Below are 16,532 nucleotides of genomic sequence, written 5' to 3'. Positions count from 1 at the left end.
AGATTAAGCAAAAGCCGTGCCGTCTCGCCCTGGCGCAGGCCGAAATAACATGATCACCTTTAGGCTGCAATGGTTTTAAATCTCAAAAGTGTCAGGTAGACTGACGCCAGCTTTATCTTTTTGTAAAACTGAACAATTTTTCGCGCCGTTGCTGCGGCATTCAGCGGTGAATTAACCGCCTGAAGCTGTTCATTGTTACGCCGTCATGTCTGCAATTGTCCAGACGCTCTGATGACATTCACGAGGATTACTGTGAAAATTCGTATCGCGTTAACGCTGTTAGCTGTGCTTGTTGTCGCGGGATGTCAGGCGCCACCGCCGCCCCTGACGGATGACTCGCTGGTGACCAGTGAGGTTGCGGGAGTAACACTCACTCACCGCTATGCGGTTCAGGCGCCGCAGAAGTTTAAGCCGGTTAATCAAACCTGGCGCGCACTGTATAAATCTTCGGTCATGACCACCCCCGATTACAGTGGGAAAATTGTCGGTTATCTGGACTCCGGTAAGCCATTTACCGTCTTAGGCACGGTGGAAAATCATTGGCTGGCGATTGCCGACGAGGGTCAGCAGCAATTAGTCGGCTATGTGCCACTGAAAGCTGGCGTGCCCAGCGAACGCTATGATGCCACGGTACAAAGCGATCGCCCACGCCCGCGTAAAGCTGCCAGGCAGCAGGTGTGTGTTGATGTCGGAGGTGACAGTAAAGCCTGCCGCAGCAAGGACACCGCCACCTGGATACTCGATTAGCCCGTTGACGTGTAAGGCGCTAAGCAGCGCCTTTTCTGCTTATTAAACCGATAAAGTGCTCTGATGGATCAGACACCAAGCCAGGATTTACAATCACCCATGACGCCGGAACTTGCTGCCCGCGATACGCACTATGCGAGCGCCGAAAACCCACTCCATGCCGCCGCCGCGCCTTTGCTGAATGCGATTGTGCAGATTCGCCAGGCGGCGACTCATGACGATCCGGCCGGGCTGCGCTACCAGCTGGTCGATGAAATCCGGCAGTTTGAAGCCCGCTGTAAACAGCTGGAACTGCCGTTTGAGATGATTATTGGTGCCCGCTACTGCTTATGCAGCGTGCTGGACGAAGCTGCCGCACAGACGCCGTGGGGCACGCGTGGCGTCTGGTCAGGTAACGGGCTGCTGGTCACCTTCCATAATGAAAGCTGGGGTGGCGAGAAATTCTTTCAGCTGCTGTCACGTATCTCGCAGTCACCGCAACAGCATCTGTGGCTGCTGGAAGTGATTCATTACTGCTTACTGCTCGGTTATGAAGGTCGTTATCGCGGGGCCGCCAATGGACGCGAGCAGTGTGAAGCAATTCGCAGCCGCCTTGCACAATTGATCGCGTCCACCCGCAATAACTCGCCATCGCCGCCGACCTCGCAGGTGGTAGTCAGGCCGCAGCAGAGCACGCTGTGGCGAGCGCCAGTGCCGCTCTGGGCCTGCATTGCGGTGACGGCATTTATCGCCTGCATGATCTACAGCGGGCTGAACTGGCGTCTGGGTAATGCCGCCGAACCGCTGTTACGCGATATCTATCAAATCCCGCTGCCGCAGGTGAAAAACAGCCGAAACTTCAGTTCGCCCCAGCGTCTGCTCGATTTGCGTAAATCACTCAGTGACGTGATTGCTGCCGGTCAGCTGGAAGTCAGCGACGGCCCCTTTGGCAGCAAAGTGATGCTGTCGAGCGATAAACTGTTCGATCACGCGGCTACCGCACTCAATCCGGTTGGCCGGGCGTTGATCGCGCGCGTCGCGGCGGCGATGAGCGATATCAAAGGCAGTGTGGTGGTCACGGTGTACACCGATAATCAACCGCTGAACAGTAGCCGCTTTGCATCCAACTACGAATATTCGCAGGCGCAGGCGCGCACAATTAGCGCCCTGCTACGCCAGCAGCTGGCGATGGGACACAGCATCAGAGCCGAAGGCCGTGGTGACAGCGCAGCTCTGCACCCCAATGACAGCCCGGAGAATCGCGCGCGTAACCGGCGCGTTGAAATCACCCTGTTTGCCACTCCCGAGTCGGCCAGCACGGTTAACAAAGGAACGCCGTGATGCGCAACCTCACCTCACTGCTTACCAGCCGCCTGCTATGGGGCTTTATCGGTATCACCGCACTTTCCAGCGTAATCTGGATGCTGGGACCGCTGATCGCTATTAATGACTTACGTCCGCTGGAAGCAAAAATCAATCGTCAGGTGTTGACCGGCTTCTGCTACTTCCTCTGGATCTTATTGCAGCTGATCCCCCGTTTGTATAGCGCCTGGTTTAACAGCAAGCTGCTGCACAATTTGCAGGACAGCAGTGTCGATCATGGTGAGCTGATGGCGACGGAAGAGCTGTTAAGCGCGCGTTTTAATCAGGCTGCCACCCTGCTGAAAAAGGCGCATTTCTATCAAAAACCCCGCGTGGGCTGGTTGCAGCGCTACAGTGCTCGTTATCTCTATCAGTTGCCGTGGTATATGATCGTCGGCGCGCCGGGTGCCGGTAAAACCACCGCGCTGATCAACTCTGGCCTGGACTTCCCGCTGACGGATACGCTGGGAAAACAGGCGATACGCGGCATTGGCGGTACTCGCCATTGTGACTGGTGGTTTACCGATCGCGCCGTGCTGCTGGATACCGCCGGACGCTATACGATGCAGGAGAGCATGCGCGCCCGCGACGCCAGCGAATGGCAGACCTTTATCAATCTGCTCAAGCACTACCGCGCACGCCAGCCGATTAACGGGGTAATTATTACCATCAGCGTCGCCGATTTGCTGAGTGACTCTGCCGATGCGCGCCATCGCCAGGCCAGCGCGTTGCGCAGTCGAATGGATGAACTCCATCAGCAGACCGGCATCCACTTCCCGGTTTATCTGATGGTCACCAAGACCGACCTGCTGAAAGGTTTTATGAGTTATTTTGCCAGCCTCGATAAAGCACAGCGCGATCGGACCTGGGGTTTTACCTTTCCATGGCAGCCGAATCGCGACAGTGAACGTGAACTGAACACGCTGTTCGAGCAGCAATTCCTGGAGCTTTCCGCCCGGCTGAACGCCGGACTGTCCGCTAAAATGGCCGCAGAAAATGACTTAACTCAGCGCGCCGACTGCTTCCTGTTTCCGCAGGAATTTGCCTCACTTCGCCCCCTGCTGGCGGAATATCTTGATGTTATCTTTTCAACGGATGCGGGCGACGTTGCATGGTCGGCACGCGGGCTGTTCTTTACCAGTGGTACTCAGGAAGGATTGCCGTTTGATCGGGTGATGGGTGAACTGACGCGCAAGCTGCAATTACCCCAGCCGCACAGCCATTCAATCGCCAGCTGGGACAGCGTTAATCGTGCAGCGCCGATCCCGGCCAATAAGGGCCAGAGCTTCTTTATTCGTGACTTGCTGTGTGAGGTTATTTTTAAAGAGAGCGGACTGGCGGGCAGCGACCGTTCATGGGAGTACCGTAACCGTCTGCTGCACTGGATTGGCTACGGCGCGCTGGCCGCGATGCTGATGTTCACCACCGGTTACTGGCTGGTGAGCTATTATCAGAATCAGCACTATTTGCAGCAGATTGCGGCGCGCGTCCCGGCCATCAGTCAGCAGGCAGAGAGTTTTAGCCATGTCGACGACGATGCGGCAGATATGCTCGCACTGCTGCCGTTCCTGAATGGCCTGGTGAAGTTACCTCAGCCGTCAGAGTTTTCGCTTGATCATCCGCCGATGAGCCTGCGCGGTGGGCTCTATCGAGGCGATCAGGTCAGCGACGCCGCATGGACGCTGTATCAGAATGCGTTACGTTCGCTGCTGTTGCCACGCGTGGCGCGACAGATAACCACCACCCTGCGTAATGATCAGGGCAATGACAGCGAATTCAGCCGCAATGCGCTACGTGCTTACCAGATGCTGTATCAACCACGCAATTACGACGGTGAGTTTCTGCGCGGCTGGGTGATGCAGAATTTCCAGCGTTCCCTGAGGTCCACGGTGACGACCCGGGATTTACAGCAGCTGGACTGGCATCTCAGCCAGCTGCTTGATCGACAAATTCAGACTTCGCCTTATGCACGCGATAACGCACTAATGATGCGTAAGCTGGCAGATAATCTGGAAAAGGCTGGCAGTAACAGTCATGCGCTGGCATCAACGCCAGGGGGGCTTCTTCCGCCAGACACACAGGGTGTGCACTAATCAGATGGACAGGATTATGGCTGAAAATATACATCCCGGCTGGTACGGGAAGCTGCCGTCTACCGGTGATTTTCTCCAGCGGCGCTTGCCTGAACCGATTGTCGCCAGCTGGTCAAACTGGTTTCAGCAGGGTTTGACCTGGTGGCATTATCACAACGACGTCAGCAGCAATGATTTTCTGCGTGCGCCAGTCTGGAACTTCGTGCTGCCTGCCACCCCTGGCGTACAGCGCATTCAGATGGGCTGTTTACTGCCCTCACGCGATCGGGTTGGCCGCGCCTGGCCACTGCTGGCATTGCGCAGTTTTTCCCTCAGCGAGTGGCACCCGGCGCAACTGGCTCTTTCCGGCGACTGGTATCATGAACTTGGCGATACGCTGCTTCATGGCGTCAGGGATCGTCTGTCTCCCGATGCGATGGAAAGCCGCTTACTGGCACTGCCGCCGCTGCCGCTGCCGAAAAATCAACGATCGGCGATTATGGATGTGATTGGCTATCAGAATTTGCCCATAACGCTTGGCTGGCGTGAAGTGGCTGATAATTTTGATCCACAACGCTATATCAGTTACTGGTGGAGCAACCGCAGTGATGGCTATCCTCACGCTACCCATAAACACAGCGGTAATCTGACCGCGCAACTTTTTTCGCTGCTTTTCAACCCGGCGGCAGGTGCGCAACCGGGTCGTAACGGCCTTTATCCGCCGATGTTTGAGTAGCACGACTTGCCGACCTGGCCTATTAATGCAGGAATTTTATGCGATTTATCCTTGTGCAAAGCAGTACCGTGATAACGCCAACCACGGTTGATTTTCTGCCACCGGGCGGCACCATCGGCCGCAGCGTCGACAACGATCTGGTGCTGCCTGATGAGGATCGCGCCATTTCACGCCTGCAAGCATTGGTACATGTCGCCGCCAGCGGAGAGTGTCGTCTGACCAATCGTGGCAGCGTGACATCGGTGATGCTGAATGGCGTGCCGCTGGCGCGCGGCCATCAGGTTGAGCTGCAACACGGAGACTCGCTCGGGATCGGCGATTATCAGATAAACGTCGTCGACCCCACTCAGTCGCAGGCAGGCAACCTTGATCCACTCGCCCTGTTTAGTCAGGACGCGGCGCTGGCTGCCGATCCGTTAGGAATTCTGGCTGCGGAACAGCCCATCGTCGCTGCGACTCATGACAACAACAACAGCGAAACCCCAACGGTTCGCGCAATAAAGCACAACAGCGCACGGCTGGATATCGATCCGCTGCCACACCAGACCCGCGAGCACAGTGAACAGAGCTCCGCTTGCAGTAATGAAAAATTGATTCAGGCTCTGCTGGAAGGGATGGGGCTCGACAGCCGACAAAGCGAACTGCCGCTGACGGAAGAAGATATGCGCATGACCGGCCGCATGTTAAGCCTGTTTTCACAAGGTACGGTGGCACTGTTGTCCTCACGCTCGATTTTAAAACGCGGCGTGAAAGCGGAAATGACCATGATCCTGAATGAGGCGAATAATCCGTTCAAGATCCTGCCCTCGGGTAAAACCGTACTGATGCAGATGTACCAGAGCCAGATGCCGGGTTTTATGCAGCCTGAACACGCGGTCCGCGATGCGCTGGTTGATTTACAGGCCCATCAGTTAGGTATGATCGCCGGAATCCGTGCGATTATCGCCGCCATGCTACAGTCGTTTAATCCGCAGCGGCTGGAAGATCAGGCCAGACGCGAAGGTGTGGTGAGTAAAATGAGTTTTACCAGCTCACGCAAAGCCGCAATGTGGGACTATTTTGTGCGCGATTACCAAAATACCGCGGGCGAAATTGAGGATGACTTTCATACGCTGTTTGGCGAAGCGTTTCTGCATGCCTATGACGTTGAGGTTAATCAGTATAAAGATTCACAACTAAAAGCGGACGCCGAATGAAGGTTACCTTTAGCTCAATGTCCCAGACTGGCGCAAGGCAGAGCAATCAGGACTTAACCGGCAGCCTGTTGGGTGAACGCAGTGCCTGTTTTCTGGTGTGTGATGGCGTGGCAGGGCTGCCGGGTGGTGAGAAAGCGGCGCGAATTACGCGCGACACTTTACTCGGCCAGCTGGATGGTGGCCGCGCGGCCAATCCGCAACAAACTCGTCAGGCGGTAGAAAAAACTGCCCGCACGCTGCGTGATGCACAACAGATAAATCCGAAACTACAGCGGATGAGCACCACCCTTGCGGCACTGTTTATTGACCGCACCCAAGCGCTGGCGTGGTGGGCGCACGCAGGTGACAGCCGCATTTATCACTTCCGTCGCGGTTATATTGAACAGGTGACTCGTGACCACAGTCTGGCACAGCAGATGAAGGACGCGGGCTATGAAAATACCGGAATTAACAGTAATTTACTTTATAATGCGCTCGGTGCAGAAGCCGAACGAGAGGCCAGTTACAGCGATGTGGTGGAACTGGAAGACGGCGATGCTTTTTTAGTCTGTACCGATGGTTTCTGGCTGAATTTGCAGCCGGAAGAGATGGAACAGGCATTGCGCATGGTTAACTCACCTGAAGAGTGGCTGGCGCTGATGCAGAAAGCTATAGATCGCAGTAGCAAAAGCGATAATTTAAGCGCCGTAGCCGTGTGGATCGGTTCGCCACAGGATACGACGTTACTACAATCATTGTCTGACTCGGCGCGCTTCTTGCCGCCTCGCGATTAACCCCCAAGGAACGTTATGAAATACTGGTTGCCCGGCGTTTTGACAGTGTTAATGGCTTCTGCCGCCAGTGCAGAGGATTACCGGGTGGTCTATTCACCGAGTCTCGAACTGGAAGTGTTTATCGATAATGTCGTCAGCAATGCGCCGGAGGACTGGTGCCAGCCAGCACTTCACCTGCGCATTGTATCGGGTGAGAGCAAAGAGTCGCAAATACTGAGCGACTTCCTGCCGCGCGTCGGCACGCTGTTAGCCGGACAATGTCACCAGCTGGAGACATTGCCGTGGCAGATGACCGATAAAAAAGGCTCGGTACTTGCCAGCGGCAACGCCAGCAAAATGCAGCGCTGGCAGCCGACAGTAACAGCCGATGCAACCGCCACGGCCACCTCTGCCAATGCCGCCCCGCTCGATCTTTCGCGCCCGGCAGACAGTCAGCCGTTGCAGCGTTTTGACCTGCCCAGCGGTTGCCATTTCCGCACCTGGTGGAATGAAAATGGCCAATCGCTGTTTATTCCCGACGATGGCGCGCTGAGCTGCTCCCGCGAGGGCTGGCTGGAAGGCGAGAGCCAACTGACGCTGTCAACCGACGGAAAAGAAATCCCAGTGCCGATCAGCTTCTGGCGGGGTTATCCACTGGTGAATATGCGTTCGTCCGCCAACGGGCTGGATATCGTAACGATCAATAACCAGCGCATGGTGATCGGCAGTAAACAGGCTGCCGACAGCTGGCTGGTCCTGCCGTTTGATCATCATTTGCACGCCTGGTCATTCAGCGGCACGCTGCTGGTAAAAATGGATAAGAACGCCGCAGAGGATATGGCCGCGGTAAAAAGCCGCGTCGATGCGGTGAAGAAAAGCTGGGCAGCGCAGTACGATCGGAAAGTGAAGCTGAATGTGATGCTGGTCGATGAACTGCATGCCGATCTCGCCGATCCGGCAATTGGCGCATACCGCATCTTAAATTAATCGCAGGCGTACTGCCTGCAGTAATCAGGCCGTTAGCTCTCAGAGAGTGTCAAATATGTCGGCAAATGAGAATCAAAAAACCGTGCCAAATGCATTACCTGCCGGGCACCGTTTCAATGAATTCGAAATCAAAGAAGTGATTGGCGGCGGTGGATTCGGTATTGTCTATCGCGCCTGGGACCATTTATTAGAACGCACTATCGCCATCAAAGAGTACATGCCCATTTCGCTGGCGATGCGCAACGAGGATCTGAGCCTTGGTCTGCGCGGCGAGCGTTACCATAAAATGTTCCATGCCGGTCTGAACAGTTTTATTCAGGAAGCCCGCCTGCTGGCGCGCTTTAATCATCCCGGCCTGCTGCATGTGTTACGCTTTTGGGAAGAGAACGGCACTGCCTATATGGGTACGCTGTTTTACAGCGGGATGACGCTGAAAGAGTGGCAGCTCACCAGCCCGCAAGCGATAAACGAGAGCTGGATTCGCCAGCTGCTGTCACCGCTGTTTGGGGCAATCAATACCATTCATCGTGCGGGCTATCTGCATCGCGATATCTCTCTCGATAATATCCAGATTCAGGAAAATCAGCTGCCGGTACTGCTGGACTTCGGCTCAGCGCGTAAAGAGATTGGCAACCTGGCGGATGAAACTGAAATTATGCTGAAGCCCGGTTTCGCCCCGATTGAGCAATACAGCGAAGAGAGCGACAGCGAGCAAGGGCCATGGACCGATATCTACGCATTGGGTGCCGTGCTGCATACGCTGGTCACCGGCCACCCGCCACCGACCAGTGTGGTGCGCTGCATTGAAGACAGCTATCAACCGCTGGCGCAGCTGCAACCCGAGGGCTATTCGCTGCCACTGCTGCACGCTATCGACCGCGCGCTGGCGATGAAGCCGGAAGATCGACCGCAGAATATCGACCAGCTGGCAGCCTTGATCGATTTACCGGTCAGCGAAGTGCAGGAGCTGGTAAGCACGGTAACGCCACCCAATGAGGAAGCTCAGCAACCGGATGAAACCACCGCTGCCGAAGCAGTGATACTGGCGGTGAACCCGACGGCCGGTGCGGCGGATAATGTCATCACGCCAGCCGCTCCACGTCGCGTCTCACCTGCCCTGATGCTGCTCAGTGGCCTTGCATTGCTGGCGGTGATTGCACTGACGGTATTGATTAATCGCGATAAGAGCGGCAGTAGCGTAGTGGAACACTCCGCCGCTGTCAGCAGTCTGCCAGCGGCAAAACCGCTGACCGTCACCGGCAGCGATACACCCGCGCTGGCAACGGTTTATCTGAAGCTGGAAAACGGTGAGTCGGTGGTGCTGAACGGTAATGCTGTGGAGATTAAGCCCGCCAGCAATGGTCTGGCATCGCTCAATCTGGCGGCCGGTGAATATAATATTGAAGTACATCAGAAAGATCGGGTGCGTACGCAGACGGTGAAAATTGATCGTGCGGGTACCTGGCTGATCAATCCTGGTCTGAAATGATGGCTGATGCCAGCCGAACAGGTTCAGGTAGTGAATAGACCTGTTTGATGAAAATAAAAAATCAGCAATCAGGAAGTTAACGTTCCGCCCATACTTAACAAGAGACCCTGATTATCGGGTCTCGTTTGCTTCAATGTTCCGCACTACAACCTAATAATAATCATGATAATTACTACCTTTAATACTAAAAGCATCATTAAAATATAATTCAATAATTCAATAATAGTATTAGCTCATTAAAGTGAGAAATTAAAATCATTGACATTCCATTCAGACTGATGGTAATAATATTATCGTAGTTTAAGTTAATTATCTTAAAGCATTCCCCAATAATCCTTACCAGCAATCTTAAATATATCTTAGAGAGGTGTTTTATGAATACGCTTTCTGAAGTTGCAAAAATGTATAAACATGCCCCCCAAGTTGTAGATCAAGAAATTGATACTAATGTCTTCACCGACATGATTCTACAAACCAAAAATGCGACCACTGCGGCAATTGACAAATTAGCCTATTTAGCCGGCATAAAAAATGCTCCAGCAGATGATAAATATGCCAAGTTGAATACCAGTAATCTTTGCTCGTTGTTAAGTAGTGCAAAGGAAGCCGGTTATGACATTGAAATAGTGAATATTTGATAAAATAAGGCAGCCTGTGCTGCCTTTCTTCAACTGGACAAAAATATGAGTCATAACATTGAAGTATTAAACAGTGAAATTTTGATTGAGGGCCTTCACTGGGTCCCTCGCTGGCGGATTAATAATGGACAAGAAGACTCATTTGTCATCCCCTTCCCAACAACTTATCCTGTCAACATTGTATATCATGGTGAAAGTAAATTTAAGTATGGACAATATGGAATTCATCTTGGGCAACAGGATACTTTAACCTTCCTCGGTAATGAAAAGCAGCTAATACTCGCAAAGTTCATTGATTGTCGTAAAAACTCTTCAACATTCAAACAAAGAGTGAGTTTTTACATTACTCCCTCATCAGAGAAAACACTGATTATTCCCCCTGGGGTTGCGCACACTTTTCATAATCTTGAAAATATATTTACTTTAAATACCTATAAAATTCTCCTGCCACCACTGGATCAGATACACCATAGCAATACACAATGGTCGCCAGAAAATGACATTATCAACATTCCGGAAAACATCTCGACAAATGATATAGTTGGTTATCAGCCCATGTCAGAAGAAGCATCGGATTTAGTTTACCATAGGGTGGCAGATTTTCAGGCAGAGAATTTGATAAATCATCAGTATCAACACGCTGAGACACGTGAGTTTGTGCTTGATGATGGTAAAAAAGTAAATTTGAAGATAAGAGAAAAAATCGAGGGAATCAGTAAAACTGACCTATCCCTATCCAGTATTAATGGCGTATTATTTAGATTACTGCCGTCGATTAAAACAGGAAAAGAGAGTTGTATTATTCCTCTCACGAGAAAATCTCCATTATATCTTGTCGAACACGGAACAAAGAATTATGACTTTGACTCTTACGGATTGCATCTTGGTCAGGAAGACCACTTGGTGTTTCTTGGAAGTAAAAGTCAGCAACTCACGCTGATGCTGGTTGACATGAGAAAGGGATCAGATACCTTATTTGTAAAAGATGAGCTGACATTCTATCCATCTCCTGATGTTGAACTCATTATCCCGTGCGGGGTTGCACATGCCTTGCTCAATATGGCCAATATCATTACCGTAAATCGTCCTGTTATCTATCTTGATGAAAAAGGTGATTACTTACCAGGGCATGACATTATCGACTGGCCTATAGAGAACAGTGATTATATCAGCTACGATACAAATCAGACAGAGGCTGACATTGATTATTATGTTGATATGGTAGCCAGACAAAATGAAATATTGAAACAACCACCAACACATAACACACCGAAATCAGTTATAGTCTACGATGAAATCACTGGAAAAAATGTCAAGGTACTGTTAAAAGAAAAAGTAAAAGACAAGGCTAGCCAATGACCAATCGATTATTCTCCTTACTTTTTTTAGTATTGACCGCTGATGGGTTGATGGTTTTTTTAACGCCGGTGGTAGTTTATCTGCTCACGGGTAGCCTGGCTTATTCCGGGTTATCCTATGCCATTTGGTGGTTGCCGCGCTTAATTTTAATCCCGTTAATCGGAAAATATATCGACAACACCGGCGTCAGGCCGTTATCGATTATTTCTGACTGCATTAAAACCGCCGGATGTTTATTACTTATTTTCAGTAATTTTACTGACCCACTGACTATCGCCATTGCTTTTGGTGCCACCGGCAGTCTGATTTCCATCGGTAATTCGCAAACCATGATTGCCTATGAGAAGCTCATCGCCATGTTAAGTAAGCAGCGCGAGCATCATGTTAATTTGATGGCAAGAATGGATTTCCTCGGCATGATAATTGGCCCGGTAGTCGGCATGCTGCTGATTGATTACGGTTATAAAACTCTGCTGTTGATACCCTGCGTGTTTTACTTGATTAATGCCTGGTACTTTTATCGCCATGCTGGCCAGCTTGACAAGGTTCAGGAAGCGGCGCACTTCCCGGCAACAGGGTTAACCCTCGCGCCGCCAAAACATCCGTTTATCGCTTTACAGTTTATTCTGTCCACGCCAGTGATACTGGCGATTATCGGTCTGGCCGTCGGTAACAATATGTTTGATGGCTTAGTCGAGTCAGCCGGCACCGCTTTAATTGACCAAAATATGCAGCTGCCGGTCAAATACTTCGGCCTTATTGATGTCGCTGCCGGCGTTTGTGGCGTTGCAGGCACTTATCTTTATGGCGCGATGCTGGCAAAACTTTCAAGAACGCTGCTGTTATCCACTGGCTTAGTGATTATCATCATCCCTTCCCTGCTGTTAATCTTTCATACCTCTTCCCTGATAATCTTCATTTTATGCTATGCCATCACGATTATTGGTAAGGTCATTACCGGCAATATAAACCGGGTAATGCGGATAGAAATTATTCCAACACCCATACTGGCGAGCACTTCATCGCTGGTGGTGCTGTTTTGTCAGTCGATTCTTCCGGTGGTTGGCTTCACTCTGTTCTTGCTGGCGGGGAACAACCAGGCTGTTCTCTGGCTGATGATGACGGCGGTAGTGATAACTTTTATTTCGGGCGTCCTGCTGCTGCTGCTGTTAAAACGCAAAGCGGCCATCGGTTAGCAGGCCACAAGCGGCGTCATTGCCGCCTGTGGTAACGCGCTTAGCCCTGCATCCCGTGATGACAACTCTGCAACTCGCGCACCTGCTGCACTAAGTCGGTCAGACAATCATCATGCATGCCACGCTTGCTCAACTCCTGCTCAAGAGAATATAGGTACTGCGCGTTAGTGCCTAGCGGACCACTGGCATGAGCGATTAAAGGCGCAATGGTGGTGGATCGGCTGTCGGACTCATACAGCGGATGGCGCGGATCCATCACAAACACCAGCGCGGTCACTTTACGGCCGTCTTCCAGCGCCAGCTCGCACCAGGTCGGCAAATAACAGCCGGTGATCATTTCGCGTTTCCACAGCAGCTCAAGCTCTTCATACAGCTTGTCTTCCGGCAGGCGAAATGCCAGTCCGCTGGTTTTGCCACCCTCTTTCAGCGCCAGCATGCGGCCCGGCTGATGATGAGTCCCGCGTCCGGCCGTCAGCCGCAGGCAGAAAGCGCGGTGCCAGCCATGTAGCGTGCCGCTGGCAACTTCGTCTGATTCAAAGATCGGATTCCACATCAGTGAACCATAACCAAAAATCCACACCGGGCTGTTATCCGGACGGCAGGTTAATGCTGCCGCCAGCGATGCTGCGCGCTGTTCGCAGGTCCACAGCAGCGACTCCTCGATCGATCCAAAAGCAGTTTTGCAGTCTGCTTTTAATAAGAAATCCCGCGTTAACATTCAACCTCCCGTGCCACAGCTTTACTTCCCTGTTACTGACGAGCGTTTTTATCCAGTGATTTAATGATTTGCGCACTTAGCGTTGCGCTTACTCTGCTGACCATATGCATTTATTTGTTGGCGATCAAGTTTGGCGTCGGTTAGCAGCGAAAAAAATTGATCGTTTGCCACACTGCTCATAAGGATATCGCTGTCAGGTGCGGTTAAACGCTGACGGGTCAAGCGCCTGAGCACGGGACCGCCAACATTTTTGCCACTATCTGTTAAGCCACTTTTGCGGTTATAAAGCATCTCCGTTGCCGCTTCAACACCGCTGATTTCGGGGCCTGGCGCATTTTCAGAATGTTTAAGCCGCTAGTTTTGACAGGGATGATTCAAAATGACCTATAATCATCATTTATCTTTGTTACGATGAAGGAAAACCTCAAATAAAACCTGACTATAGCGGTTCTTTACGCTTATAACCTACAGATAAACTTACCTATAATCGGGATAACACTGACTTATCACCTCTGTCAGCGAGAAATCCCCTTAACGGGTAAAATAACGTAAAGTTGAATAATTATACCGCGAACATTGTTACACTGTTACAGCTTGTAAAATAAATGAAGCGACATAATGCTTAGAAGCCTGGACTCGGGTTTCTGCTAATTGCACTAATTAAGGAGATGAATGCCTATGGGAGCGCTAGAAGGCTCAAAAACACGTCATAAAGAATTTTCACTGATTTTCCCTATTATCGCGCTGGGCGTACTGGCAATGTGGGGCTCATCGCAATCTCTCTCTTTTGTCGTCGGCATCAATGTGCTGGCTTTAGTCGCCATTCTTAGCAGCGCGTTCAGCGTTGTCCGCCATGCCGACGTGCTGGCGCACCGTTTAGGTGAACCCTATGGGTCACTGATCCTCAGTTTATCGGTGGTGATCCTCGAGGTCAGCCTGATCTCGGCTCTGATGGCCACAGGCGACGCCGCACCTGCGCTGATGCGCGATACCCTGTACTCAATTATCATGATTGTCACCGCTGGTCTGGTGGGCTTTGCTTTGCTGTTAGGTGGCCGTAAATTCGCCACCCAGTACGTCAATCTCGCCGGGGTTAAGCAGTACATGATTGCTATTTTCCCGCTGGCGATACTGGTACTGGTGTTTCCAAACGCGCTGCCGGGCGGCAACTTCACTACCGGTCAGGCACTGTTAATCGCGGCCATTTCCGCGTCAATGTACGGTGTTTTCCTGCTCATTCAGACCAAAACGCACCAAAGCCTGTTCGTTTATGAACACGAAGATGATGGTGACGACCCGCATCACGGTAAGCCCTCGGTACACGGTAGCGGCTGGCATACCTGCTGGTTGCTGGTGCATCTGATCGCGGTGATTGCCGTGACCAAGATGAATGCCAATCCGCTGGAGTTCCTGTTAACCGAACTGAATGCACCGGCCCAGTTCACCGGTTTCCTGGTAGCGTTACTGATTCTGTCACCGGAAGGCCTGGGAGCGATTCGGGCGGTACTGGCGAACCAGGTACAGCGTGCGATGAACCTGTTTTTTGGTTCGGTGCTGGCAACCATCTCATTAACCGTTCCGGCGGTATCGATTATCGCCACGTTAACCGATCAGCAGCTGATTTTCGGTCTTGAACCACCGCAAATGGTGATCATGATTTCAGTGTTAATCCTCTGCCATATCTCATTCTCCACCGGACGCACCAATGTGCTGAACGGTGCCGCTCACCTGGCACTGTTTATCGGTTATCTGATGACGATTATGCTTTAACTGCCGCGGATTAACTTTCAGTGGAGCATATCGCCAGATATGCTCCATTTTTTATTGCGCGGCCTGATACTTCAGGGTGTGTCCTGCGCCAGTCAGGGTTAAGTTGCCCTGCTCCAGCTTCACTGTTGCTCCCTGATTTAACACATCGCCAATCACGCCATCCCAACGGTTCAGCTGACTGTCGCCACACATCATCCGCGTTGACCCCATCTGTTTAACCGTCAGTACATTGCCGTGCAATTCCCCCTGGCCAAAGAAACGGTTGCACATCACGCCGCTAACGGCCAAATCACTGCTGATAGCGATCTCCGGCTGTTTGCCCATTTCACTACTGACCACGACACCGTCGACGCTTTGTAAGGTGTAACTGTGCTTAGCCAGCTGCTGAGCATTAATACCGCTACCGTCACGCGCGCATCCGCTGACCATCAATACCAGCAATGCCAGTGGAAGAATCTTTGTCATGCTACTGCTCCTTATCGGTTATTTCCATAATCGTGTTGGCTTCACGATAATATGCTGATTAACCTGCTTTTCAGCAAGCAGATAACTCTTTAAAAGCCATGAATTTTGTAATGTTTTTTAAGCAAATGCCGGGATAACGCAGGAAGGAAGGTTACATAAAAGTAAGGCCCGCGAGGCGGGCCTTAAGTCTGTCAGTTACTGGTATCCAGCTCAGGGAAACTTTTGACCAGATCGTCAATCGCTTTCATCTGCTTCAGGAACGGCTCCAGCTTATCCAGTGGCAGCGCCGACGGACCATCACACATCGCGTTGGCCGGATCCGGATGCGCTTCGATAAACAGGCCAGCAAGGCCGACTGCCATACCAGCGCGCGCCAGTTCGGTAACCTGACCACGGCGTCCGCTGGATGCGGAACCAAACGGGTCGCGGCACTGCAGAGCGTGGGTGACGTCAAAAATCACCGGGCTGCCGTTAGTCACTTGCTTCATTACATTGAAGCCCAGCATGTCGACCACCAGATTGTCGTAACCAAAGTTGGCACCACGGTCACACAGAATGACCTGCTCGTTGCCGCCCTCAGCGAACTTCTCAACGATATTGCCCATCTGACCCGGGCTGACGAACTGCGGCTTCTTAACGTTAATTACCGCACCGGTTTTCGCCATCGCTTCGACCAGATCGGTCTGACGCGCAAGGAAAGCAGGCAGTTGGATCACATCAACCACATCCGCCACCGGCTGCGCCTGGCTGGCTTCGTGCACGTCAGTGATCACTTTCACACCAAAAGTCTGTTTCAGTTCCTGGAAGATTTTCATCCCTTCTTCCAGTCCCGGGCCGCGATAAGAGCGAATCGATGAACGGTTAGCTTTATCGAATGAGGCTTTAAATACGTAAGGAATACCGAGTTTGTCGGTCACGGTGACGTAATGTTCACAGATACGCATCGCCAGATCGCGAGATTCGAGAACATTCATACCGCCAAAGAGTACAAATGGCAGATCGTTTGCGACTTTGATGTCGCCAATGTTAACCACTTTTTGAGTCATACCTTCGCCTTTTCCTTTCT

At 51.7% G+C, this 16,532-nt stretch carries 15 protein-coding genes; 12 read left to right on the top strand and 3 right to left on the bottom strand.

Annotated elements, in window-relative coordinates:
• Positions 1 to 231 precede the first annotated feature (231 nt).
• The 11 genes from RIN69_RS10280 to RIN69_RS10230 all read left to right on the top strand — a co-directional run bounded on the left by RIN69_RS10280 (position 232) and on the right by RIN69_RS10230 (position 12,513).
• Entirely contained in the window at positions 232 to 747 is a 516-nt protein-coding gene (locus RIN69_RS10280; protein ID WP_390902510.1) for an SH3 domain-containing protein, read from the top strand.
• 99 nt (positions 748 to 846) lie between these two features.
• On the top strand, positions 847 to 2,067 hold the full coding sequence (gene icmH / locus RIN69_RS10275; RefSeq protein WP_313857239.1) for a type IVB secretion system protein IcmH/DotU: 1,221 nt from the start codon (positions 847 to 849) through the stop codon (positions 2,065 to 2,067).
• The gene (tssM, locus tag RIN69_RS10270) at positions 2,064 to 4,181 is read left to right on the top strand and encodes a type VI secretion system membrane subunit TssM (protein WP_390902509.1); all 2,118 of its coding nucleotides are present in this window, start codon (positions 2,064 to 2,066) and stop codon (positions 4,179 to 4,181) included. Before icmH ends, tssM begins: the two co-directional genes overlap by 4 nt.
• A 16-nt stretch (positions 4,182 to 4,197) precedes the next feature.
• Positions 4,198 to 4,896, top strand: coding sequence for a type VI secretion system-associated protein TagF (gene tagF, locus RIN69_RS10265; RefSeq protein ID WP_313857236.1), 699 nt, complete (start codon positions 4,198 to 4,200; stop codon positions 4,894 to 4,896).
• A 38-nt stretch (positions 4,897 to 4,934) separates the two neighbouring features.
• Complete coding sequence (tagH, locus tag RIN69_RS10260) at positions 4,935 to 6,092, top strand: type VI secretion system-associated FHA domain protein TagH (protein WP_313857234.1); 1,158 nt, start codon at positions 4,935 to 4,937, stop codon at positions 6,090 to 6,092.
• Complete coding sequence (locus RIN69_RS10255; RefSeq protein ID WP_313857233.1) at positions 6,089 to 6,865, top strand: PP2C family protein-serine/threonine phosphatase; 777 nt, start codon at positions 6,089 to 6,091, stop codon at positions 6,863 to 6,865. Before tagH ends, RIN69_RS10255 begins: the two co-directional genes overlap by 4 nt.
• 15 nt (positions 6,866 to 6,880) lie before the next feature.
• On the top strand, positions 6,881 to 7,831 hold the full coding sequence (locus RIN69_RS10250; RefSeq protein ID WP_313857231.1) for a hypothetical protein: 951 nt from the start codon (positions 6,881 to 6,883) through the stop codon (positions 7,829 to 7,831).
• Positions 7,832 to 7,886: 55 nt separating this feature from the next.
• Positions 7,887 to 9,320 (top strand): serine/threonine protein kinase, encoded by a 1,434-nt coding sequence (locus RIN69_RS10245; RefSeq protein ID WP_313857229.1) that lies wholly within the window; start codon positions 7,887 to 7,889, stop codon positions 9,318 to 9,320.
• Between the two features lie 374 nt (positions 9,321 to 9,694).
• Positions 9,695 to 9,958, top strand: coding sequence for an XRE family transcriptional regulator (locus RIN69_RS10240; protein WP_313857228.1), 264 nt, complete (start codon positions 9,695 to 9,697; stop codon positions 9,956 to 9,958).
• A 45-nt stretch (positions 9,959 to 10,003) separates the two neighbouring features.
• The gene (locus RIN69_RS10235) at positions 10,004 to 11,317 is read left to right on the top strand and encodes a dTDP-4-dehydrorhamnose 3,5-epimerase family protein (protein WP_313857226.1); all 1,314 of its coding nucleotides are present in this window, start codon (positions 10,004 to 10,006) and stop codon (positions 11,315 to 11,317) included.
• A gap of 50 nt (positions 11,318 to 11,367) precedes the next feature.
• On the top strand, positions 11,368 to 12,513 hold the full coding sequence (locus RIN69_RS10230) for an MFS transporter (RefSeq protein ID WP_313857225.1): 1,146 nt from the start codon (positions 11,368 to 11,370) through the stop codon (positions 12,511 to 12,513).
• A 40-nt stretch (positions 12,514 to 12,553) separates the two neighbouring features.
• Here RIN69_RS10230 and RIN69_RS10225 read toward each other — a convergent pair whose 3' ends face one another.
• Positions 12,554 to 13,231, bottom strand: a complete 678-nt coding sequence (locus RIN69_RS10225; RefSeq protein ID WP_313857224.1) for a gamma-glutamylcyclotransferase — start codon at positions 13,229 to 13,231, stop codon at positions 12,554 to 12,556.
• A gap of 678 nt (positions 13,232 to 13,909) precedes the next feature.
• Here RIN69_RS10225 and chaA point away from each other — a divergent pair.
• The gene (gene chaA / locus RIN69_RS10220; RefSeq protein ID WP_313857223.1) at positions 13,910 to 15,001 is read left to right on the top strand and encodes a sodium-potassium/proton antiporter ChaA; all 1,092 of its coding nucleotides are present in this window, start codon (positions 13,910 to 13,912) and stop codon (positions 14,999 to 15,001) included.
• A 51-nt stretch (positions 15,002 to 15,052) separates the two neighbouring features.
• On the opposite strand, the gene RIN69_RS10215 is transcribed toward chaA, so the two are convergent.
• Positions 15,053 to 15,466, bottom strand: coding sequence for an META domain-containing protein (locus RIN69_RS10215; protein ID WP_313857222.1), 414 nt, complete (start codon positions 15,464 to 15,466; stop codon positions 15,053 to 15,055).
• A gap of 191 nt (positions 15,467 to 15,657) precedes the next feature.
• The gene (kdsA, locus tag RIN69_RS10210; RefSeq protein ID WP_313857221.1) at positions 15,658 to 16,512 is read right to left on the bottom strand and encodes a 3-deoxy-8-phosphooctulonate synthase; all 855 of its coding nucleotides are present in this window, start codon (positions 16,510 to 16,512) and stop codon (positions 15,658 to 15,660) included.
• Between the last annotated feature and the right edge of the window lie 20 nt (positions 16,513 to 16,532).

Origin of the sequence: Winslowiella toletana, assembly GCF_032164335.1 — a bacterium.
GTDB classification, from domain to species: Bacteria; Pseudomonadota; Gammaproteobacteria; order Enterobacterales; family Enterobacteriaceae; genus Erwinia; species Erwinia toletana_A.
Note: the sequence above shows the minus strand (reverse complement) of the source record. Positions and strands in the feature narration are given on the sequence as shown.

Bases quoted from the DNA above. Each gene is read 5' to 3' on its own strand.
- tagH (WP_313857234.1), top strand. From the start codon at position 4,935: ATGCGATTTATCCTTGTGCAAAGCAGTACCGTGATAACGCCAACCACG.
- tagF (WP_313857236.1), top strand. From the start codon at position 4,198: ATGGCTGAAAATATACATCCCGGCTGGTACGGGAAGCTGCCGTCTACC.
- RIN69_RS10280 (WP_390902510.1), top strand. From the start codon at position 232: ATGACATTCACGAGGATTACTGTGAAAATTCGTATCGCGTTAACGCTG.
- RIN69_RS10245 (WP_313857229.1), top strand. From the start codon at position 7,887: ATGTCGGCAAATGAGAATCAAAAAACCGTGCCAAATGCATTACCTGCC.
- chaA (WP_313857223.1), top strand. From the start codon at position 13,910: ATGGGAGCGCTAGAAGGCTCAAAAACACGTCATAAAGAATTTTCACTG.
- RIN69_RS10240 (WP_313857228.1), top strand. From the start codon at position 9,695: ATGAATACGCTTTCTGAAGTTGCAAAAATGTATAAACATGCCCCCCAA.
- icmH (WP_313857239.1), top strand. From the start codon at position 847: ATGACGCCGGAACTTGCTGCCCGCGATACGCACTATGCGAGCGCCGAA.
- RIN69_RS10250 (WP_313857231.1), top strand. From the start codon at position 6,881: ATGAAATACTGGTTGCCCGGCGTTTTGACAGTGTTAATGGCTTCTGCC.
- RIN69_RS10235 (WP_313857226.1), top strand. From the start codon at position 10,004: ATGAGTCATAACATTGAAGTATTAAACAGTGAAATTTTGATTGAGGGC.
- kdsA (WP_313857221.1), bottom strand. From the start codon at position 16,512: ATGACTCAAAAAGTGGTTAACATTGGCGACATCAAAGTCGCAAACGAT.
- RIN69_RS10230 (WP_313857225.1), top strand. From the start codon at position 11,368: ATGGTTTTTTTAACGCCGGTGGTAGTTTATCTGCTCACGGGTAGCCTG.
- RIN69_RS10225 (WP_313857224.1), bottom strand. From the start codon at position 13,231: ATGTTAACGCGGGATTTCTTATTAAAAGCAGACTGCAAAACTGCTTTT.
- RIN69_RS10255 (WP_313857233.1), top strand. From the start codon at position 6,089: ATGAAGGTTACCTTTAGCTCAATGTCCCAGACTGGCGCAAGGCAGAGC.
- RIN69_RS10215 (WP_313857222.1), bottom strand. From the start codon at position 15,466: ATGACAAAGATTCTTCCACTGGCATTGCTGGTATTGATGGTCAGCGGA.